Here is a 21284-nt window from a genome sequence, read left to right on the forward strand (position 1 = left end):
TTATTTTAGTTATTTTAACCATACCGACAAACTATGGTTTTTCTATTATGCTCGCGGCCTTTCTTGTTTTTTCGCGGAACAGATTCAGAAAAAATGTGGCTAATGCCACAAACTCGAAGTAGATGATAAAATAAAAAAGCGACCTACCCACAATCAAAAATGATCTAGTTGATATTTATTTCAATCGTTTCTCGATTTCTTCTGTCGGAAAATAATCCATATCATATTCGTTTGTTTCCTTTTCAGAACGATTCATACTGATAGTTCCGATATCGACATATTCAATTGTCAGCACTTGCCATCCTTCATGGTCTAGTAATTCGTCAGAAGCTTGGCTATATCTAGTTACAGCTAGAACGTCAGCTGAGAATAAATCATCCGGTGCCGTTTCGATGACTGCTTTAATTTCGACATCCTCTACAGATGCACTAACTAACTTGTCCTCTTCTCCCATCCCAGCGTCTTCTAGGATTTCTTTAACTTCCTCAGGCGTTATATATTCATTCAGTTCTTTTTCAGGTTCGTCGATCTCCGTTTCAACTTCTTTATCTTCTGTATTAACTTGTGTTTGTATTTCTTCGACGTCATCCACCTTTGGAATCAGTCCTGGTTCCTCTTTCGTGGAATCATTGCCACACGCCGTCAATAGTAGAATAGCTATGAATAAACATAATAATCTTTTCAACTTAAATCCCCCAATACTCTTTTAGTCCATTATACCTATTTCCGAATAAAAGGACACCTGCACATCCCCCCTGAAATGAATAAAATTGTTCATTAGTAAAGAAATCGATAGTATCTGCCGTTAACTAATTCTGCTGCTCCGGACGACATCATTTTTTAAGCTCATTTTTAATTTGAGCGCGCGAAATGCCCAATTCGCTTTCAAGAGCCATATTATATATCTTACTAAACTCATAAAGAGTGTCAGTTTCAAAGTTTTCACTAATGAATTTTATCCTGCACCACCTTTATCTTTTTCTCATAATCACTAATCTTCTTCCACCGCTTTTCACGTCTCGAAAACTCTTGATAAATAGGATCACTATGACCCACAGCCGCTTTCGGCATAGCTGCCTCCAATCCGAATTGAGCCGTGAAGTTACCGCCAACATCATTCAATCCCTCGCGCATGATCTACACGCTATTAATCATCTAGTGATAATCCTTCAACAATTGCTTAATCTGCTTCTCCATCATAAGCCCGCCCCCTATTTATCGGTTACGAATTGCCCCATTCACCTGTTTATAGGTCTGTCGATTTTGTCCCATCAATTCTTGCCACTCCACACAGAACGAACGTTCTACCAGATTCCACCTTGCCTTGGTACTCTTCTTTTCTACTTCGTCTGTACGAGCAGCTAGGAGTCCTAATTCAACCAGTTCACTTTGAAACGACTTCATTTCCCTCACTCCTTCTGAAATGAAAAGAGAACTACAAATGACACAGAGCAATGCTGTAATCAATCGTTGTTCTCTGGCTGGCCAAGAGGATTTATTCTAATTCATTTGTATAAACCAAGATTAAATTAATACAGTTGACCAGCTCAATAGCGAGCTTGTAGGGCGTGCTGCGACGCGCCTTGCAAGCTCGGGTTTCCCAAGGGAGCTGATCTAAATGAAAAATTGTTCCAAAGCCTATCCTCGACATCAGCGAGAGAGAATCATTCAAAGTAAATGGGCGATTCTAAAAGTTGTTCTGCAACGAGACGGCTAGTCCATGCCCGTGCGTGGGACATTAAGCAAAGGTAAAGTCCATTGTTCTTGTAGAATGTGCCGCTATGAGCAGTATCATGACATTCCAAGAAACATAAAGCACAATTGGAAGCGATGTAGAAGGAAATAGACGTTTAAGTCTATTTCCATTTTTTAATGGTTTTTTTTCATTTCGCATAATGTGTCGACTCCTTACCTACTAAATCTGCCAAGAAAATACCCTGACAATTACAATCGAGCGAACTCGTAACCACCACGAAACCAGTACGCTAAATTAGAATATAACAAACTTTGTCTTCGACTCCCTATTAAATCAATTGAAGATGTATAGAAAATGGTGTGAAAAGATCATGCTCAGTTATGAGAAACGATGGACCGAAACCGATTGGACGCATCAGTAAGAAAATAGGGATAAAGTCTATCCCCCACATGACTTAAGACATATCCACGCAAAAATTATGTTGAGTACATATATTCCACTAAAAACTATCCAAAATCGTTTAGGGAATACTCAAAGACGATTTTAAGTATGTATGACCACTCATTTAGAAACCTTGAAATCAAATTAGTCAAAGTCCATAGCAGTGCAGTCACCTTTTAAATTGGTGGAATATTTGGAGGATATTTTTATTTAAACGACTCAAAAGCCATGTGGTATAAGCATTGTTGCTACTATGAATAATTCCGTGCTATAATGGGAGCATTGTGAATTTAGGAGGATTTTGAATGATAGCAGTCAGTAATGTAAGTCTTCAATTCGGCGACCGCAAGCTATTTGAAGATGTGAATATACAGTTTAATCCGGGTCATTGTTATGGTCTAATTGGTGCAAACGGTGCGGGAAAATCGACATTCCTTAAAATATTGTCAGGTGAACTTGAACCACAATCAGGAAATGTCATCATGAACAAAGACGAACGTCTTGCTATTTTGAAACAGAACCATTTCGAATACGAAGAAAGTGTCGTACTTGACACAGTTATAATGGGCCACAAACGCCTATATGACATTATGATGGAGAAAAACGCCATCTATGCAAAAGAGGACTTCTCAGATGAGGACGGCATGCGCGCAGCTGAACTTGAAGGTGAATTTGGCGACTTGAACGGTTGGGAAGCTGAATCTGAATCAGCAATCCTTTTACAAGGACTTGGTCTTGCAGATGAATATCACCAACTGAAAATGTCTGAACTAAACGGTTCTGATAAAGTGAAAGTGCTTCTTGCACAAGCTTTGTTTGGCAAGCCTGACGTTCTTCTTCTGGATGAGCCTACAAACTCACTTGATTTGAAAGCAATTCAATGGCTAGAAGAATTCCTTATGAACTTCGAAAATACTCTTATTGTTGTATCCCATGACCGTCACTTCTTAAACAAAGTTTGTACGCAAATTGCGGATGTCGACTTCTCTAAAATCCAGATCTATCCAGGTAACTATGATTTCTGGTACGAGTCAAGCCAACTTGCACTGAGAATGTCACAAGACCAAAATAAGAAAAAAGAAGAAAAAATTAAAGAGCTTCAAGCATTCGTAGCCCGCTTTAGTGCCAATGCTTCGAAATCTAAGCAAGCTACTTCACGTAAGAAAACGTTGGAAAAAATCGAATTGGATGATATTAAACCATCTTCAAGACGTTATCCTTTCGTCAACTTCCAAATGGGCCGTGAAATCGGAAATGATGTTCTAAGTATCCAAGATGTTAACAAAACACAAGATGGCAGAGTAATGCTTAAAGATGCTTCATTTACAATTGACAAAGAAGACAAAGTCATTCTTCTTGGAGATCCTCTTGCAAAAACAGCACTCCTTCAACTGCTTGCTGGAGAGTCAGAGCCTGATTCTGGAGCTATCAAATGGGGAGTTACGACAACACATGCATACCTCCCTATCGATAACAGTAAGTACTTCCAAGGATCGGAAAACTCACTTGTTGATTGGTTACGTCAGTATTCACCGGACGACCAAACCGAGACATTCCTGCGTGGATTCCTTGGCCGTATGCTGTTTTCAGGTGATGAAGTGAACAAGAAACCATCCGTTTTATCCGGTGGAGAAAAAGTTCGCTGTATGCTTTCAAAAATGATGCTGACAAGTTCAAACGTTCTTCTTCTGGATGAACCGATGAACCACTTGGACCTTGAATCAATTCAAGCACTTAACAACGGACTGATTTCATTCAAAGGCGCAATGATTTTCACATCACATGACCAACAATTCATCCAGACGGTAGCGAACCGAATCATTGAAATCCATGATGATGGTACAATCTTCGATAAATTGATGAATTATGATGATTACCTAGAGTGGAAAGCACAACAAGAAAAACAAAATAAAAAGAAATAATGTTTAGCCGTTTCCCTTGATTGGGAAACGGCTATTTTTATCGATAAATGATGTTGAATTTGCGATTGGAATTCATACACATTCGTATGATATCCGCCGAAATGGGTATAACCAATAGAAAGGAGTGTTTTCATGAGGAAAATTAATCTTTTCATCTTTCTGTTAATAGCGGTCCTAGTCTTTTCAGGATGTTCGAAAAAACAACCGACTACCCTTGATAACTCAGGGTCAACTAATGGCACAATTGGTGAAGATGTTGTCAAAGAAAGTGAAAGTGAGAAAGATGGGGAAATTTCTTTAACCGATCTTTTTCTACCGGATGGTTCAAAGGCACATTATATAGGTGAAGGAAATGAATTTGCCGAACTTGATGTTGAAGTAACACGTCCGTTTGAAAATTATGTCGTCATCCATGAGAATAATGGCGGTTCCCTAGTCCGCCATATTTATAAAATCGAACCTGATAAAATAAGTATCTTGGACGAGAAGACGGTCGAATTAGTGAAAGATTTCCCTTCCCAGGCAGAACTGGATGCAATGATTCCGACTGGCGTTTATCTTAAGAAACCCCTAAAAGTAGGAACAACATTTAATACGTGGACAATTGTTGAAATGGATACAACTGTCGATACACCGTACAAGAAGTTTGATCATGCTTTTGTTATCGAAATGAAGACGGATGACTTCGTCAACCGTAAATATTTCGTCGAAGGGTTTGGTGAAGTCAAACGAGAATCAATCATGCAGACTGATGATGGTGAATTTATTGTTACCTCTATGTTGAAAACTGTCGACAAATAGTGCGAATTAAAGAGGTGTCCCTAGTAAGGACGCCCCTTTAAATTGCATATAAATTCACATCTTCCAAAAGGTACCGAGAATGACGATTACCTTTTGGAAGATGCGAATGCGTTTTTATTTCCAAGGCTTATCTTAGCAGAAAGCATAGGGCTTTCCGTCTTTCATTAAGATAACACCATGATACAGTTGGAGATCTTCATCACAGCCTTCACAAAAATTTATTTCGTCTTCAGTCCAAAACACAAAAAAACAATCTTTTCTCATAGCTTCACGTTTATGCTTTTCTCGTAATTCACTAGTCAATTTATTAAAGTGCACCTCAGCAAGTGCTCTATCATCGAATGAATGGCGTGAACGGATAGTTTCTTCCCACTCCTCAAACATCCACCACGGCTCATAATCTGCTTTCATATAAATCACTTCATACATTTTCCATACCCCCTATGTAACTCTTAGTTGAATGCCCTTCATTTTAACAAACTCCCTCCTGAAGTCCAATTTATTGCTTCCGCTCAGAATTCAAATGGTAGGTGTCGATTGCCTTTATCGGGTATAATTGAACTACTGACATGAAACTTTATTCATTTTGAAACGTATAAAGTATAGGGTCAAAGGAGGTATGAATAATTCATGAAGGAAGTCAAACAATTTTTCATTAGACACTTTATAACAGCTCCAATCAGTTTTGGGTCCTGGCTCTTCTTTGTTATGGGTGCAGGTATGAATATTTTTGCGGCTACTGGTCTTTTGGTAGCGATTTACTTTGGCGGAACGTTTACCCTGAAGCAGATTCAACTTTCATCCAACTTAAAAAAACTCGGGATGTCCCGTTCTGAATACAGTCATATAAAAGGTCAAATTACTGGTGCGAAAATGAAAATCAAACGATTGAATGGTCTTTATGGACAAGTTAGGTCAATTCAGGCATTTAGGCAACTTCATGAAATGAGTAGCCTATCTAAAAGGATTCTTAATCTTGTTCGATCGAATCCTAAAAAGTTTTACGATGTAGAAAAGTTTTTCTATGCCCATCTTGATTCTGCAGTCGAATTGACTTCGAAATATGCGTTGCTTATCAACCAGCCATTGAAGGATAAAGAACTTCGCATGGCATTACAAAATACGCGTGAAACGCTTGGCGATGTTAGCAAGCAATTGGAACAAGACCTACGTAGCGTTTTGGCATCTGATATCAACCAGCTTCAAATGGAAATTGACTTTGTTGATGTATCCATGAATAATAAAAAGCCGCTTCTTGAAATGAAAGGAGATCCACATAATGACTGAAAATAACCCTATAAAAACAATTGATGATTTACTTGATAGTCCTTTTGATTTTCAAGAACCCCTTCTCCCAAAGGAAATGCAAACGGAAAAAAAAGAGGATGAAACGAGCATTAAACTAATCGACCGTCTAAATCCTGAGGAAAGAGAAAAGGCAAAAGTGCTTGCACAGCAAATTCCTGTCGGCAACTATGAAGCGATTATTACGTACGGTGCAAGTGCTCAAAGCGAGCTTTCGAAGTTCTCTACCCAAATGCTCGATCATGTTCAAGGCAAAGATATTGGACCGGTTGGAGATGTATTGAAGGATCTGATGAATAAGCTATCTGAAATAGATCCTGACGATTTATCAGACAAGAAGAAATCTGGGCTAAGCAGGTTATTTACTAAAGCAACGAGATCCGTTCAAGAGATGATGACAAAATATCAGAAACTTAGTACTCAAATTGACCGGATTGGTATTCAACTTGAGCATTCAAAACGTGGACTTTTAGAGGATGTTAGAATGCTCGATAATTTGTACGATCAAAATAAAACCTATTTCCAAGCATTGAATATCTACATAGCTGCTGCAGAATTAAAACAGGATGAACTCGCCAACGAAATCATCCCTGAAATGCGCAGAAAAGCTGAGTTATCGAATGATCAAATGGCATTCCAAGAAGTGAATGACATGGCACAATTCCTAGACAGGTTGGAAAAAAGGTTGTACGATTTGCAATTATCACGTCAAATTACTATTCAAAGTGCACCTCAAATCCGGATGATTCAACAGACAAACCAAACACTTGCGGAAAAAATCCAGTCATCCATTATGACATCCATTCCACTATGGAAAAATCAAATTGCAATTGCCTTGACCTTAAACCGTCAAATGAAAGCAGTAGAGTCCCAGAAACTTGTTACGAAAACGACAAATGACTTGCTTTTGAAAAACTCAGAAATGCTGAAAATCAATTCAATTGAAACAGCAAAAGAGAATGAGCGTGGCATCATCGAAATTGATACGTTGAAAAAGACGCAAGAAAACTTGATTCAAACTATTGAAGAGACACTGATTATCCAAGCAGACGGTCGTGCAAAACGTAAAGCCGCTGAAATAGAAATCGGACGAATGGAAGATGAATTGAAACAGCGCCTCCTCGCTGTCCATGAAAAAACACAAAACCGCCCTATCTAGGGGCGGTTTTGTGTTTTTATTCCGTAATTCCGCGGGTTTATCCGTGATTCCCGGCCTTCACGTAGTTCTAATTACAATCGCAAGTAGCTTCCTCAGTATCCGCAAGGTCTGATCTGTGAAACTATCCACTGAGTTGGATGATGCGGTTTTATTGCCAAACATCATTGAAAAAAGTGCTTTTTGATCAACAGTCGGTTCCTCCGTCGAAAGGAATAAATGAATGATGGAGATACCTTTCTTTTCAGTTTCCATTACCGCTTCTGCTGTATCCAGGATACCGTTGCGATCATAGCCAAATGCGGATGGTTCTCCGTCTGAGAATACCAGCAAAAACTTGTGCTTCTCCTGTCTCGCCCCTAGTTGATTGGCCATCCATCTAATCGCGAATCCGTCGCGGTTGTCTTCATTAGCATCAAACGACAAAATTGATAAACCGTTATCCTTATTACGATCTGTAAACGTATGCATAAGCTCAAATACGTTTGGTTGCACTTCTTTTGTAGCGTTATTTGCATCCTCATAATAGGACGAAATTTCATGACTGACGCCAAGTTGACGGAGTACATCATGAAACAATAGAACTGCCTGTTTTGTTTCGTCCAATTTGTCGAGCATCGAAGCAGAACCATCAACTAGTAGACCGAATACTGCATCTAGATTAACAGATGGCGCATTCTTCCTGTAAAATGGTTTCGGTCGTTCATCCACAACCATCGTTGTTAATTTCGTCGACAGTCGCCCTTTCATAAGGCGCTCACGTTTCGAATCCTGTTTCAAATCGATTCTTTTCTTCATCTCCTCGACGAAGGACCGGACATATGGCTTTTGCTCTTCTCGCCAAACAGTCAATTGTTGACGATTTCCAACCTCGTCTACGACTTCTATTCGTTGTTCCTCGTACACGACGTTGACATGCTCTTTTCCAAACATCTTGCCCGCCTTCATCTTTCGATCCCGCTTGTCCGTTTTGTCACTGGTGTCATCCGTCCAGCGGTCGCTATCATTCCCCTCTGAATCACCAGAGCCCGTCTCTTCGATTTCAACGTCTTCATTGCCCGGAGTTGCGTCGTTCGCATCACTCTTCCCAGAACGGCCGTGCTCGAGTTCAAATTCAAGGTGGACACCTGATTCACTCTCGCTTTCACGATGCCAAGACCGAAACACTTCTTCGATTGTCTCTTTTGGACCTTCCTCGCCTTCTTCGGCGTCAGACATCCCTTTATGATAATGAAATACCGTATTTTCTTCGGTAATGGAATCTCCAACTGAAAAATACTGATGGACAAGGTCTTTTTCAATTGTCCTTTCTACAATCCCAGTAATTCTATCCGCGATAAATGTATTGTCCGCTGTACTTTTTGAATCGTAGGCATGCTGCAGAACGGATTGAATGAGACCATAGTCGATGGAGTGGGCACCCCAGTCGATAGATGTTTCTGCAAAAATCCCTTCGTGTAGCGATAAGAACAGCTGATTCATCAGTGCATCGGCAAGATGATGTTTCTGCAGATTCGAAGATAGGACACCTTGGTGGAAGTGGACATACGCTTCCCTCCTGTTCTCAAATGCATGTGTGGTTCCTGGCCTTTCTTTTGCAATTAAATCGATTAGACGAAACTCTTCAAGCATCATCAATAGTTCCGATGCAAATTTCCGCAGTGGATGTGGGCCATTTTTTCGCGTGAACGCCATCCATGAGTTAACACTAAAATGTTTCCAATAACCTGCTGTTAACAAATAAATATCGGATAGCCTTCCCGCATGAATCACTTCATCTGTCCGGTGACGCCAAAAAACACTCATCGAGATTATCCCTTCTTGAGGACGGAATTCAAGAAGCTTTCGTTCAGTTAATTCAATGAAAGGTGCATCTGCTAATGCGCGCCCTAATCGTTCATACAATAAAAGCGTCTTGGCATCGACCGTTTCATCATTAAATTGAATGAATCGATTCATCTTCACCATAGTGATCGCCTCATTTCACCCAAGTATCGACTAATTCCATGACAAGTCTACGTTCAATTGTATCGTCAAGCTTCTCGGCGATCGCATACTGGACTGCACGTTTCACAGGGATGTGTTCGGCCAGCATCATAGCGTCGAGCAGACTTCTCACAGATGCTGCCTCATCGGATAATAATCCGTTCGTTACTTGTTTCTTCAAATCATTACTGATATGAAGAAATGTCTCAACAAGTTGCTTTGATGCAAATGGACAAGTATCCTTCATAACCAATTCTAATTGTTCTCCAGTCAGGTAGGGTACCGTGAACGATACAAAACGATTTTTCAACGCTTCATTCATCGGAGATGTTCCAACGTATCCTTCGTTTATGGCTGAAATAACCGTAAAATCTTCATGAGCATATATCACTTCACCTGTAAATGGATTTGTCAGCATACGGCGATGGTCCAGAACACTATGAAGGATGGGCAACGTTTCAGGTCTGGCCATATTGATTTCATCGATGTATAAAATATGTCCTTTTTTCATGGCTTGGACTACGGGACCTTCGACAAATTCAATAATAGTCTCTCCGTCTTTGCTAATTATCGTTTTGAAACCAAGTAATGCTTCAGCATCCAAGTCAACTGAACAGTTTATGCTGTGCATCGGCTGATTAAAATAATGTGAAATGGTTTGGGCTAACTTCGTCTTTCCTGAACCAGAAGGACCTTTCAATAACACTGGTTTTTTCAATACAATACTGATAAGGATATCATTCCATAAATGAGGGCTAGGAGAAATGTAACCACCTTGTTGGATTAATCGTACTGCTACGGCATCATGTGTTTTCGTTGTGCGAAGCTGCTGTTCTTTTTCGACTAGCGAGTTCATAGTATTACCTCCTTATGAAAAAGCCCGCACACCAACGAGTGGGTAGCGGGCTTTTAGTTTTTGTTTAACTAAATATCAAATCTCGTATTTTGGAGAATTTCCAACTTAGCAATTTCACGTCTAGACTCCGGGCGCCAAATGCTCGGGTCATAAGCCAGCCCAGCTATGCGGCAAAAACCGCCGCTTAGCCGGTCCACCTTATGCCTGTCGCATCTGGGCGGGCACCCTACGCTTTTGTTTACTCAAAATACGTTTTATAATAGCCCCCGACTTTACCGGAATTGTCGAGAATGAAAATAAATTCATCTGTTTCGTTTTTCACTTCATACTCTTTACCTGGTGTCAGAACATTGTTCACTACATATTTTTCAGCGTCTGCATGCTTACAGACGACGGTACGGATTGCAGGTGCAGTCATCCAATCTTTGAATGTCATTGTAAATCACGCCTTTTCTGTGGGGTGGATAAGGAAAAATCGACCCGCTATCTATAACGGGCCGATTATCTACCTATTTTTGTCTAGACTTCGTGCGCCATCCCCTCGAGTCGCTTCAGTCCTGTTGATAAAGGCAAACATCGCCTTTCCCATCAGGCCTACCAGCGCTTTTCGGGGTTAACCGGCGCCCTTCGCTTTTTATTTTAAGATCCTAGAAGTAGATCTTCCGGATTTTCAATCAATTCTTTTACCATTTTCAAGAAGCCAACTGAATCTTTACCATCGATAACACGGTGGTCATAAGAAAGAGCGACATACATCATCGGACGAATTTCAACATTGTTACCAATTGCGACTGGACGCTTTTGGATTGTGTGCATGCCTAGAATTCCGACTTGCGCACCATTCATAATTGGTGTTGACATAAGTGATCCGAAAACACCACCGTTTGTAATTGTGAATGAACCGCCTGTCATATCTGCGATTGTCAATTTGTTATCGCGTGCTTTTTTCGCGAGCTCAACGATAGTTCCTTCGATTTCTGCGAAGTTTTTACGATCAGCGTCAACTACGTTTGGTACAACTAGTCCGCCATCCGTTGATATTGCAACACCGATATCGTAGAAGTTTTTAAGAATGATTTCATCGCCATCAATTTCAGCGTTAACATAAGGATATTTCTTAAGTGCAGCGACAACTGCTTTCGTGAAGAATGACATAAATCCTAGACGAACATCGTTTTGCTCGAAGAATTGGTCTTTCTTACGTGAACGAAGTGCCATAACGTTAGTCATGTCGATTTCGTTGAACGTTGTAAGCATTGCTGTTGATTGTTTAACTTCAAGAAGACGTTTTGCGATTGTTTGACGACGACGTGTCATCTTCTCGCGTGTAACACGTCCATCTTCTACTACTGCAGCTGCTTTTGGTGCAATAGCTGCTGGTTGTGCTTTAGGAGCTGTACCGTGTGCTTCAACGTCTTGAACACGAACGCGTCCCATTGGATCAACTGGAGATACTGCCGCAAGGTCGATGCCTTTTTCACGAGCTAGTTTACGCGCTGCTGGGCTTGCAATTGTACGGTCTGATCCGCTTGCATCTTCAGTAGCCGCTGGAGTAACTGGTGCTGCTTCCACTTTTTGAACAGCTTCTGTAACTGGTGCAGATGGAGCTGCAGCCGGTGCGCCTGAACCTGAACCAACGATTGCGATGACTTGACCAACTTGTACTGTATCGCCTTCTGCTGCAAGATGTTCTTGGACAATTCCTGCTTCTTCTGAGATGATTTCAACGTTTACTTTGTCTGTTTCAAGTTCAACGATGAATTCACCTTTCTCAACGCTTTCACCTGGTTGTTTCAACCATTGTGCAACCGTTCCTTCTGTAATCGATTCTGCAAGTTCTGGTACTATAATCTCTGCCACAATAAATTCCTCCTCAAGTCTACCGTTACAACGGTCTTAAACAATCAATTAGTAGTATAATTTCACTTAACCTTACTTCTTCAATGCTTCATCAAGAATGCGATTCTGTTCAATCTTATGGGATTCTCCGTCGCCTTCTGATGGGCTTGAACGATGAATTCGTCCAACATAAGATACTTTCTTACCATCCGCAACTTCGCGGATATAAGAATTTGCAAAATGCCATGACCCCATGTTTTTCGGTTCTTCTTGTACCCAAACAAGGTCTTTGGCATTCGGATAGCGTGAAATGATATCGCTCACTTTGTCAGCTGGGAACGGATAGAGCTGTTCGACACGAACGATATGCAAATGATCGAAGTCTGTGCCATCTTTTACGCGCTCAGCAAGGTCTATCGCCACTTTACCGCTTGCGAATAAGATTTTCTCGACTTTGTCTATTTTCTTGCCTGTTCCTGGTTGCTCAAGCACCGTTTGGAAATGACCTTCTGTCAAATCGTCTACATCAGCCCCGACAAGCGGGTGACGAAGAAGCGATTTTGGTGACACAATAACAAGCGGACGCATTGATTTATCCCCAAGCATTTTTGCTTGTCTGCGAAGAATATGGAAATAGTTTGCAGCGCTAGAAAGGTTTGCTACCGTCCAGTTATTTTCCGCACAAAGTTGTAGATATCGTTCAAGTCTTGCGCTTGAGTGTTCAGGTCCTTGCCCTTCATACGCATGCGGTAATAGCAATACCAGTCCGGATTGCTGACCCCACTTCGAGTAGCTTGAAGAAACGAACTGATCGAACATTACTTGTGCCATATTCGAAAAGTCTCCGTATTGCGCTTCCCAAATCGATAATACTTTTTGGTCTTCTAGGTTATAGCCGAATTCATAACCGACAATTGCAGCTTCCGACAAAGGACTATTATAGGCAACGAATGATGCTTTTGAACCACTAATATGGTGGAGTGGAACAAGTTCATCACCCGTTTTTTCATCATGAAGGACTACGTGACGGTGTGCAAATGTTCCGCGTTGGACATCCTGACCTGTCATACGGATTGGATTACCGTCTTGAAGGATTGCACCGAATGCTAGTGTTTCAGCGTGTGCCCAATCGATTTTCCCTTTTCCGTTGAACGGATCTTCACGGCGTTTCAGGATTTTTTCAAGCTTCCCAAATACATTGAAGTTTTCAGGATATGTGAGTAGCTCTTCATTGATACGGCGAAGATTAGCTTCATCCGTGCCAGTTTCAAGGTCTCTTGGATACCCTGCAAGTACTTCTTCAGGCGTAGCGTTTGAAAGCACTGTTTTTTCTGACGTATGTTCTTTTACTTTGTCGTATGCAGCCTGCATCGTTGCAAAAACAGCCGCGTCCAGTTTCGTTACATCTTCTTCTGTCAAAATGTTTGCAGATGCAAGTTCAGTTCCGTAAAGTGCACGAACTGTTGGATGCTCATGGATTGAATGGTACATGACTGGATTCGTCACGAGTGGTTCATCCATTTCGTTGTGTCCATAACGACGGTAGCCAAGAAGATCAATCAAAATATCTTTACTGAACTTTTGACGGTATTCGAATGCGAATGATGCTGCCGCGATTACTGATTCGGGGCTATCTGCATTGACATGCAATACTGGAACTTCATAGCCTTTTGCAGGATCCGAAGAATAATGTGTCGATCTAGAATCGTAATATTCCGTCGTGAAACCAATCATATTATTCGCGATGACATGAATTGAACCGCCTGTTTTGAATCCGCGAACACGGCTATAGTTAAATGATTCTGGCACAATTCCTTGTCCTGGGAATGCTGCATCTCCGTGAATAAGTACTGCGTAAGCAGCATCTGTTTCTAATACAGGAATTCCAGGATTGTCTGTGTTTTCCTGTGCGGCTCTTGTTTGACCTGTAACAACAGGATTGACGACTTCCAAGTGGGATGGATTATAAGCAAGGAAACGCTGCATGCCTGTTTCCCCTTTGTATAAGGCACCCATATGGTATTTCACATCGCCGAACCAACCGCGTGTTGTTTCAAGTGAACCGTCTGTTGGAAGAAATGGATCTTCAGGAACACCTGCAAATTGTGCGAACATCGTTTCATAAGGTTTATTCAAAATATGTGTCAGTACGTTTAGGCGACCACGGTGAGCCATCCCAATTAATACTTTTTTCGTTTTTCGTTCTTCAGATAGTCGAACAAGTTCGTCAAGGAAAACAACTAGTGTATCAAGACCTTCAATAGAGAACCGTTTCGCTCCGACGAAAGTCCGGTGAATGAATTTCTCAAACCCTTCAATTTTCGTCAATCGTTCGAGAAGTGCTTTTTTCTCATCTACAGATAATGTAGACGTAACATTTCCGTTTTCGATTTTGGATTGAATCCAGTTTCTTTCATCTTCGTCAATGACATGATCGAACTCATAAGCGATTTTACCTGTATACAATGACTTCAAATAATTTACTGCTTCAAGCCCATTTTCTACGCTTGCAGGAACATTTTTAAAGAAAAGAGATGCTGGCATTGCTTGTAAATCACTTTCCGTAAGCCCATAAGTGGAAAGTTCGAGACGTGTTGAATCTTTTGGACGATCACTTAGCGGATAGATATCTGCTGCAAGATGTCCGTATGTACGGATGGCAGTCTGCAACTGATAGGCGGACAATACTTTGCCGAGATCGCCAGGAGCTACTGCCCCGACAGCTCTGTCTTGTTCTGTGTTACTCATTGTAGGCGCACCAAAACGGCTGAACATCTCAGCAAGTTCAGCATCTACAGATTCAGGTGACGTTTTGAACAGTTCGTACATTTCCATTATATACCCAAGGTTCGGACCCGAAAAAGCAGCATACGGGGAACGATGAGTGTCAGCATTGTTCGACATGTAAAATGACCTCCACATTTGCCAAAAGGCATATTGTGTTTATATTTTTTTATCCTCGATAATTTTACCACGCAAACACTTTAACTTAAAGGGTTTAGCGTTAACTCTTTAACTTTATTACCGTCAACTAGAATACACTGGATTCACATTACTTGCAACCATTCACTAACCCTCCGAAAAAATGTAAAATACCTTTCCCAGTTATTTCCGGTACGATAGGATCATTTCAACCATTTCTTCCGGTATTTTTGGAGTTGCTACTTTTTCCATATTCCCAATTAAACTGTCTTTCTCATCTACAAAAGAAGCGAATTCTTCGGACAATGGGTGTAGCCCCACATCTTCCTCTTTCAATACATGTGCAAGTCCGAGAGATTTAAAGTGAGAGGCATTCAAAATCTGATCCCCTCTACTTTTTGCTGCAGAAAGAGGAATAAGCAGCATCGGTTTACGTAATGCCAGTAATTCAAAGATTGCATTTGACCCTGCTCTTGAAACCGCAAAGTCAGATGCCGCTAGTAAATGTGGCAGACCTTCCGTTACGTATTCAAATTGTGTATAGCCGGGAGTGCCTTCGATGGTTTCATCAAGATTCCCTTTCCCGCATAGATGGATAATATCAAAGGTACGCAAAATTGCAGGTAAATCTTTTCGAACGGCATCGTTGAGTATGGACGACCCCTGACTACCACCCATGATAATTTGCACGGGTTTCTCACCTGACAAGCCCGCAATGCGCAAGCCTTCTTTTCGTACCCCCTTAAACAACTCGGGTCTGATTATCGCACCGGAGCAAGTCGCCTTACCTGCGGGTACATAATTAAGTGTCTGTTCGAACACAGTAAAGATATGATTGGAAAAAGGTAAAGCCATTTTATTCGCAAGCCCTGGTGTTACGTCCGATTCATGGATGACGACAGGTACTTTCGCCATTTTCGCTGCCAATACGACAGGTACTGATACGAAACCACCTTTGGAGAAAATAATTTCTGGTTTGACTTTCCTGATGACCGCTAGTGCTTGAAGAACACCCGCACCAACACGGAATGGATCCGTAAAGTTTTTCATGGAGAAATAGCGTCTTAGTTTTCCACTTTGTATAGCATGATAAATTACTTCGGGATGACCATCACGGATCAATTCATTTTCGATTCCGGTATGCGACCCAATGTAATGAATTTCGTATCCTTTTTCACTGAATACAGGGATAAGAGCTTCATTCACAGATACGTGCCCTGCTGTGCCGCCCCCTGTCAATAATATAACCGGCCTTTTCATAGCCATTCACCTCTTCTACATTTAGATATATAATGTAACTTTACTTAACTTCATTGCTATTATAGCAAACGAAGCGTGGTACAATGGTGTTTAATTGTAGATTAAAGGGTGATTTATTTGGAAACTGCAGTTCCACTGAAGAAAAAGCCGTTCAGATTGGCAACTATTGTCTTGCCAATCCTTGTTACGCAAGTTGCTTTGTATATGATGACGTTCTTCGATATTCTTATGACAGGGCGATATGATACATACCACCTTGCCGGCGTTACAATTGGGTCTTCTTTTTGGCTACCCGTCTATACAGGGCTTGCTGGTATTTTAATTGGACTTACACCAATCATTGCTCAATACATCGGAGCACGCCTCCACGCGGAAGTCCGGCCTTCCGTTCAACAAGGCCTTTACGTATCGGTCGCACTGGCTGCAATCGTCTTTGCCATTATACTATTCGCAGTTGCACCTATACTAGAAGCAATGCCGCTCGAGGCTGAAGTACGCATTGTCGCAGCGGACTATTTGACAGGAATGAGCTTCGGCCTACTCCCCCTCTTTGCTTATACAGTGTTACGCTCATTTTTCGATGCACTTGGAGCGACACGTATTTCGATGTTCATCATTTTATTATCTGCCCCTATTAACATCTTCATAAACTATTTGCTCATTTATGGAAATTGGGGCTTTCCTGAACTTGGCGGTGCTGGGGCTGGATATGCATCTGCTATAACGTATTGGCTCGTGTTTTTCATTGCTTGTTCCGTCGCGTGGAAGCATAAGCCTTTTAAGGACTACGCACTTTTCAACGGATGGGAAAAGATTTCATTTAAAAAATGGAAAGTGATTTTAGTCATTGGTGTGCCAATCGGGATTTCAATATTTGTGGAGACAAGTATCTTTTCCGCCGTCACACTGATGATGAGCAACTATTCGACATCAGTTATTTCCGCACACCAGATTGCGCTTAATTTCACTTCGCTGTTATATATGTTGCCGCTGAGCATTTCGATGGGCGCAACAATACTTGTCGGCCAAGCTGTCGGCGCGGGACAGATGCGCGATGCTAAACAATACAGTTATCTCAGTGTCGGGCTTGCAGTTGCGTTTAGCTTTGTGTCAATTGCGATTCTTCTCGTTTTCAGGGCGCCAATTGCTTCCCTTTATACAACAGACGGACAGATTATCGGATTGGCGACACAGTTCTTCATCTACGCTGCGCTGTTTCAATTATCTGATGCAATTCAAGCACCGGTCCAAGGTGCTTTACGAGGCTATAAGGACGTCAATATGACGTTCATCATGGCGATTGTCTCCTATTGGGTCCTCGGTTTACCTATTGGTTATATGGTGGCGACGTTTACTGAACTCGGACCATATGGCTATTGGATCGGCCTTATTGCTGGATTGACGGTTGGTGCGATTACACTTACAGGACGCTTGATCTATATCCAGAAAAAGAAATTTGTATAAACGCGAAAACCCGCAATGCAGCAATATGCATTGCGGGTTTTTACTTTTCAGTTCAAGATACCATTCCGTGTTATTTCCGCTTTCACTTCGACGTTAATATCCAACTCGGAAAATGTGTCAGTCCAATCCCCTTTTTCCCAAAGTGCGGGATGGAATGCACGTACTGGTCGCCCGAACCCTACTGCATCACTTTTTGCATCTTGTAGTTTGTGAATCACTTTCGTGAAATCCTTCGTTAGTTCCTTTGAAAGGAAATCCTCAACTTCCTTTACTGTTTTCTTTTCATCTAGACTGTCATGCGGAAATTCCTCGACGCTAAATTTTAATTTATAGAACGTATTGATCTTGTTATTTGAAATATCCCAGTCCTTGTGAATACTATTCACCTCAACTGTAAGCGGACTCACTTTTCCACCACTTTTCCACATATAGGAAAAGCGTGTATATCTGCCCTGTTTTGTTCTTAGCAGATTGAATATTATCGATTCTTTTTTATCTAGAGTTTTCCCGGTAAATTTTTTCTCACTAAATAACGCAGTACCAGCAATTTCAGGAATACCACTCTCTTTATCGATTTTAATATATGGAAGCGATAGAGAAAGATCTTTTGCAAAAAGAGTCGAACACGTTTTTTGCAGGTTGATATCCGGGATAAATGTATATTTTATGGCGGTGTCTATAAGTTCCGTATAATGACTAGAAATATCATTCCCTACATCAGCTGAGGGTTTGAAATATGGAGCCAGTTCCCCTTGAACGATTGCCATGTGAGCACCGAGCCTATTTCGGGGGTCTCTATATAACATGTCGAGGTAATTATACAAATCAGATTTCGCAGTTTCTTCGCTAATAAGAACTACTTGGAGAGAGGCTATATCCAGCCCTTCCTTCGTTCTGTGATTCGCATCGTTCCGCGCTTCCCGAAGAGTAGTACCACTTCCTAAGGATGTTGAATAGCTTATGGACCCATCTTCAAAAATTGGAAACGCAAATTGTGCCTTGATATCCCCTAGCTGGCCTTCGATACCGACGAGTGAAACGACAGTAACATCCTTATATTGTTTTTCGTCCCAACAGCCACCTAGGAGCAATGAACAGACCAGAAGAATAGCTACACTTCTTTTCATTTCTTTTTCCTCCTGTTCATAAGTATAACGACAGTTGGGACAACAATTACAAAGAACAGATGGAAATAGACGAGCGAATTTTGGATCATATCAACATGTTCTTTCGAACGTAAGAAAAGCGGAAAGATGACAAGCAAGATATGAAAAATAATTGTATTTCTCTTACGGTGACCTTTTGCATGAAGTTGATGGACATAGATCGTTGTAAAGGCAAAAAGGGAAATCGTGATGACACTCCACATCATCCACAAAAAAATAAAAAACAAATCAAGGCGCTCTACAAGCGCGACAGCCTGTGATTTCAAAATATACATGATTGGCTCTGGGATCATTTTTAATTCCTCTAATGAGAAAAAGAGTAAAGAGAACAAGACCGAACTTAAAAAAAAGAACATCCAAAGCATTTGGTATATGAAAAGTGGTATACCACTAACTTTTTGCTTGCTGTCTACATGCTTCCTGAAAAACAAAAATAATTCAATCCCAATAAATGTGAACTGTGAAGCAATTATCCCTTTCAACAAATCTGAACCGTCTATCTTAGCTATTGGAAACAAGTTCGTCCATACAAAATCAGGCCATGCAAGAAATAAAATGATATAAAATATTGGGATCAAAGGAAGTAGGATTACACTTAAATTTATGACTGTTTCGGCACGGCTTAAGTTTGCATATAGTGAGATGCCTACCATAATTGAAATGACGATAATCTGGGGCGTTTCAGGAAATGCCCATACTGCGAGTGTATAATCGATATAAGAAATGAAAGAGACGATAATAAGCAGCCAATACCCCTTGTACATCCAGGATACAAATGGACCGGGCTTAAAGTATTCATAATTCCTTTCATAAAGAAGCAACAGAATATAATGAAAAATTCCTACTCCGCTGAAAACGAGCCATGCGTCAGGCCCTGTTGCACTTACCAATGGTGTTTGAAAGGAGAGAAAAACTGTACCTGTCTGTGCAATAAATAGAAATAAAAAAAACTGGTTTCGTGACAATTTAAACGTCAATGGTCCCCACCTTCTTTATCCGCACCATGCGTAAACGTTTTCTGTTGTTTTTTAAGTCGAACGTACGGTGATCTGAAGAAAACATCTTTGAATTTCGCCGGATCAAAAGGAACAATAGGCGTAAAATAGGGCTGTTTCAATGATGATACATTCATCAAATGGATGAAAAGTACAAGTGTTCCAATTGCTATTCCAAAGAAGCCGAACATCGAAGCAGCAAGCATAAATGGAAATCGAATAATTCGGATGGTCATATTCATTTCCCAGGAGGGAATGACAAAGCTCGAAATGGCTGTCATCGCTACGACAATCACCATGAAATTCGATACGAGACCGGCATCAACGATTGCATTACCAATAACAAGACCACCCACGATGCCTACCGTTTGTCCAATCGGCGTCGGAAGACGGATGGCTGACTCCCGTATGAGCTCGATAAATAATTCCAAAAGAAGCGCTTCAAATATCGGTCGATACGGAATTTCATTCACACCTAGCTTTACTTGTTTACTTAATTCAATCGGAAGGATTTCAGAATGAAAACCTACGACCGCTATATAAAATGCAGGCAAAAAAATGGCTGTCATAAAACTTAATATGCGAAGAATTCGATAAAATGAACCTACAAGTACCCGTGCGTTATAATCATCGGGAGATTCATAAAATGAAAAAAAATTGACTGGCGCTATTAGTGCGGTTGGGGAATTGTTCGTGAAAATCGCTATTTTCCCTTCCAGCAAATTCGCAACAACACGATCAGGTCGTTCCGTATTCAGAAATTGTGGAAAAGGCGACCATACGGAATCCTCTAAGTAATCCTCCACTTGACCTGCACTGATTACTTTGTTCGACTTGATGCTCTCTAGCCTTCTTTTCACATTGGCGACAACATCTTCATCCGCAATCGACTCAATATATATATAATTAACAAGGGTTTGGGTATCATTCCCGAGCCGCAGTGTCTGGACGACGAGATTTGGAATAGCAAGCCGTTTGCGAATCAAGGACATATTCGCATCAAATCCTTCGACGAATCCTTCATGCGGACCGCGGATAACATGTTCATTTTCTGGCTCGTTAGGGCTACGCAAAACAAATTTAGGCATCATGATTTGCAATAACAAATTTGATTCAGGAAAAATAACTGCTACGAAACCTATACTGATACTTTCGGTAAGTACAGAAATTGAAAAAGCATGAACAGACGAGATTGCGGTCCTTCCCCAATCGGTAAGCCCGTCTGCTGCCCTTTTTCTAATTAACTCGAGCTGTAGGTTTACTTCTGCCCCTTCAGTCATTGTAGTGAAATAACAGACGACAGCTGGACCATTCTGCCATTCCATCTCTTCGACGAATAAATCAGAGGAGTTATGGAATGTTTTTTTTATGTATAAAATCAAACTGTCAGTCGAAACCGCGTCATCCATCATGCTCACCTCCTAGGCTGAGTTTGAGCATGCCAGAAAAATTTTAAACATTTACTTGGAGAATTC

Annotated in this window: 18 protein-coding genes; 5 read left to right on the forward strand and 13 right to left on the reverse strand. The window is 41.0% G+C overall.

Annotation, left to right across the window (positions count from 1 at the left end):
• Nucleotides 1–175: 175 nt before the first annotated feature.
• The 3 genes from I2484_RS03410 to I2484_RS03420 form a co-directional block, all read right to left on the reverse strand.
• Nucleotides 176–685: a membrane lipoprotein lipid attachment site-containing protein gene (locus I2484_RS03410; RefSeq protein WP_207149624.1), complete on the reverse strand. Its 510-nt coding sequence runs from the start codon at nt 683–685 to the stop codon at nt 176–178.
• Nucleotides 686–945: 260 nt separating this feature from the next.
• Entirely contained in the window at nt 946–1134 is a 189-nt protein-coding gene (locus I2484_RS03415; protein WP_207149625.1) for a hypothetical protein, read from the reverse strand.
• 81 nt (nt 1135–1215) lie between these two features.
• A complete protein-coding gene (locus tag I2484_RS03420) occupies nt 1216–1404 on the reverse strand; it encodes a hypothetical protein (RefSeq protein ID WP_207149626.1) in 189 nt (62 codons plus the stop codon).
• Between the two features lie 1038 nt (nt 1405–2442).
• Between I2484_RS03420 and I2484_RS03425 the strand changes: the two genes are divergently transcribed.
• Both I2484_RS03425 and I2484_RS03430 read left to right on the forward strand, forming a co-directional pair.
• Nucleotides 2443–4059 (forward strand): ABC-F family ATP-binding cassette domain-containing protein, encoded by a 1617-nt coding sequence (locus I2484_RS03425; protein WP_207149627.1) that lies wholly within the window; start codon nt 2443–2445, stop codon nt 4057–4059.
• A gap of 132 nt (nt 4060–4191) precedes the next feature.
• A complete protein-coding gene (locus I2484_RS03430) occupies nt 4192–4860 on the forward strand; it encodes a hypothetical protein (protein WP_207149629.1) in 669 nt (222 codons plus the stop codon).
• A gap of 132 nt (nt 4861–4992) precedes the next feature.
• Here the strand turns inward: I2484_RS03430 and I2484_RS03435 are convergent, their stop codons facing one another.
• Complete coding sequence (locus I2484_RS03435; protein ID WP_207149631.1) at nt 4993–5289, reverse strand: DUF1033 family protein; 297 nt, start codon at nt 5287–5289, stop codon at nt 4993–4995.
• A gap of 201 nt (nt 5290–5490) precedes the next feature.
• Here I2484_RS03435 and I2484_RS03440 point away from each other — a divergent pair, with 201 nt between their 5' ends.
• Nucleotides 5491–6147, forward strand: coding sequence for a 5-bromo-4-chloroindolyl phosphate hydrolysis family protein (locus I2484_RS03440; RefSeq protein WP_207149633.1), 657 nt, complete (start codon nt 5491–5493; stop codon nt 6145–6147).
• A complete protein-coding gene (locus I2484_RS03445) occupies nt 6140–7324 on the forward strand; it encodes a toxic anion resistance protein (RefSeq protein ID WP_207149634.1) in 1185 nt (394 codons plus the stop codon). Before I2484_RS03440 ends, I2484_RS03445 begins: the two co-directional genes overlap by 8 nt.
• Nucleotides 7325–7381: 57 nt before the next feature.
• Here I2484_RS03445 and I2484_RS03450 read toward each other — a convergent pair whose 3' ends face one another.
• From I2484_RS03450 to I2484_RS03475, 6 genes are all read right to left on the reverse strand, one after another.
• Nucleotides 7382–9289: a hypothetical protein gene (locus I2484_RS03450; protein ID WP_207149636.1), complete on the reverse strand. Its 1908-nt coding sequence runs from the start codon at nt 9287–9289 to the stop codon at nt 7382–7384.
• A gap of 10 nt (nt 9290–9299) precedes the next feature.
• Entirely contained in the window at nt 9300–10163 is an 864-nt protein-coding gene (locus I2484_RS03455) for an AAA family ATPase (RefSeq protein ID WP_207149637.1), read from the reverse strand.
• Between the two features lie 238 nt (nt 10164–10401).
• Nucleotides 10402–10599 carry a DUF6501 family protein gene (locus I2484_RS03460; RefSeq protein ID WP_186670502.1) on the reverse strand — a complete coding sequence of 66 codons (198 nt, stop codon included), beginning with the start codon at nt 10597–10599 and terminating at the stop codon, nt 10402–10404.
• Nucleotides 10600–10802: 203 nt separating this feature from the next.
• A complete protein-coding gene (gene odhB / locus I2484_RS03465; protein ID WP_207149638.1) occupies nt 10803–12023 on the reverse strand; it encodes a 2-oxoglutarate dehydrogenase complex dihydrolipoyllysine-residue succinyltransferase in 1221 nt (406 codons plus the stop codon).
• A 72-nt stretch (nt 12024–12095) separates the two neighbouring features.
• A complete protein-coding gene (locus I2484_RS03470; RefSeq protein ID WP_207149639.1) occupies nt 12096–14906 on the reverse strand; it encodes a 2-oxoglutarate dehydrogenase E1 component in 2811 nt (936 codons plus the stop codon).
• 201 nt (nt 14907–15107) lie between these two features.
• Entirely contained in the window at nt 15108–16184 is a 1077-nt protein-coding gene (locus I2484_RS03475; RefSeq protein ID WP_207149641.1) for an undecaprenyldiphospho-muramoylpentapeptide beta-N-acetylglucosaminyltransferase, read from the reverse strand.
• Between the two features lie 117 nt (nt 16185–16301).
• On the opposite strand from I2484_RS03475, the gene I2484_RS03480 reads away from it, so the two are divergent.
• On the forward strand, nt 16302–17648 hold the full coding sequence (locus I2484_RS03480) for an MATE family efflux transporter (protein WP_207149642.1): 1347 nt from the start codon (nt 16302–16304) through the stop codon (nt 17646–17648).
• 47 nt (nt 17649–17695) lie between these two features.
• Here the strand turns inward: I2484_RS03480 and I2484_RS03485 are convergent, their stop codons facing one another.
• The 3 genes from I2484_RS03485 to I2484_RS03495 are packed head-to-tail and all read right to left on the reverse strand — an operon-like array spanning nt 17696 to nt 21218.
• Entirely contained in the window at nt 17696–18775 is a 1080-nt protein-coding gene (locus I2484_RS03485) for a Ger(x)C family spore germination protein (RefSeq protein ID WP_207149644.1), read from the reverse strand.
• Nucleotides 18772–19791 (reverse strand): GerAB/ArcD/ProY family transporter, encoded by a 1020-nt coding sequence (locus I2484_RS03490; protein WP_207149646.1) that lies wholly within the window; start codon nt 19789–19791, stop codon nt 18772–18774. Before I2484_RS03490 ends, I2484_RS03485 begins: the two co-directional genes overlap by 4 nt.
• Nucleotides 19788–21218: a spore germination protein gene (locus tag I2484_RS03495; RefSeq protein ID WP_255551051.1), complete on the reverse strand. Its 1431-nt coding sequence runs from the start codon at nt 21216–21218 to the stop codon at nt 19788–19790. The genes I2484_RS03490 and I2484_RS03495 overlap by 4 nt, the downstream gene beginning before the upstream one ends.
• Nucleotides 21219–21284: the final 66 nt, after the last annotated feature.

Origin of the sequence: Sporosarcina sp. E16_8 (assembly GCF_017347095.1) — a bacterium.
Classification (GTDB): domain Bacteria; phylum Bacillota; class Bacilli; order Bacillales_A; family Planococcaceae; genus Sporosarcina.

Bases quoted from the DNA above. Each gene is read 5' to 3' on its own strand.
- I2484_RS03440 (WP_207149633.1), top strand. From the start codon at position 5,491: ATGAAGGAAGTCAAACAATTTTTCATTAGACACTTTATAACAGCTCCA.
- I2484_RS03430 (WP_207149629.1), top strand. From the start codon at position 4,192: ATGAGGAAAATTAATCTTTTCATCTTTCTGTTAATAGCGGTCCTAGTC.
- I2484_RS03475 (WP_207149641.1), bottom strand. From the start codon at position 16,184: ATGAAAAGGCCGGTTATATTATTGACAGGGGGCGGCACAGCAGGGCAC.
- I2484_RS03485 (WP_207149644.1), bottom strand. From the start codon at position 18,775: ATGAAAAGAAGTGTAGCTATTCTTCTGGTCTGTTCATTGCTCCTAGGT.
- I2484_RS03415 (WP_207149625.1), bottom strand. From the start codon at position 1,134: ATGCGCGAGGGATTGAATGATGTTGGCGGTAACTTCACGGCTCAATTC.
- I2484_RS03420 (WP_207149626.1), bottom strand. From the start codon at position 1,404: ATGAAGTCGTTTCAAAGTGAACTGGTTGAATTAGGACTCCTAGCTGCT.
- I2484_RS03435 (WP_207149631.1), bottom strand. From the start codon at position 5,289: ATGTATGAAGTGATTTATATGAAAGCAGATTATGAGCCGTGGTGGATG.
- I2484_RS03460 (WP_186670502.1), bottom strand. From the start codon at position 10,599: ATGACATTCAAAGATTGGATGACTGCACCTGCAATCCGTACCGTCGTC.
- I2484_RS03445 (WP_207149634.1), top strand. From the start codon at position 6,140: ATGACTGAAAATAACCCTATAAAAACAATTGATGATTTACTTGATAGT.
- I2484_RS03470 (WP_207149639.1), bottom strand. From the start codon at position 14,906: ATGTCGAACAATGCTGACACTCATCGTTCCCCGTATGCTGCTTTTTCG.
- I2484_RS03425 (WP_207149627.1), top strand. From the start codon at position 2,443: ATGATAGCAGTCAGTAATGTAAGTCTTCAATTCGGCGACCGCAAGCTA.
- I2484_RS03495 (WP_255551051.1), bottom strand. From the start codon at position 21,218: ATGGATGACGCGGTTTCGACTGACAGTTTGATTTTATACATAAAAAAA.
- I2484_RS03450 (WP_207149636.1), bottom strand. From the start codon at position 9,289: ATGGTGAAGATGAATCGATTCATTCAATTTAATGATGAAACGGTCGAT.
- I2484_RS03455 (WP_207149637.1), bottom strand. From the start codon at position 10,163: ATGAACTCGCTAGTCGAAAAAGAACAGCAGCTTCGCACAACGAAAACA.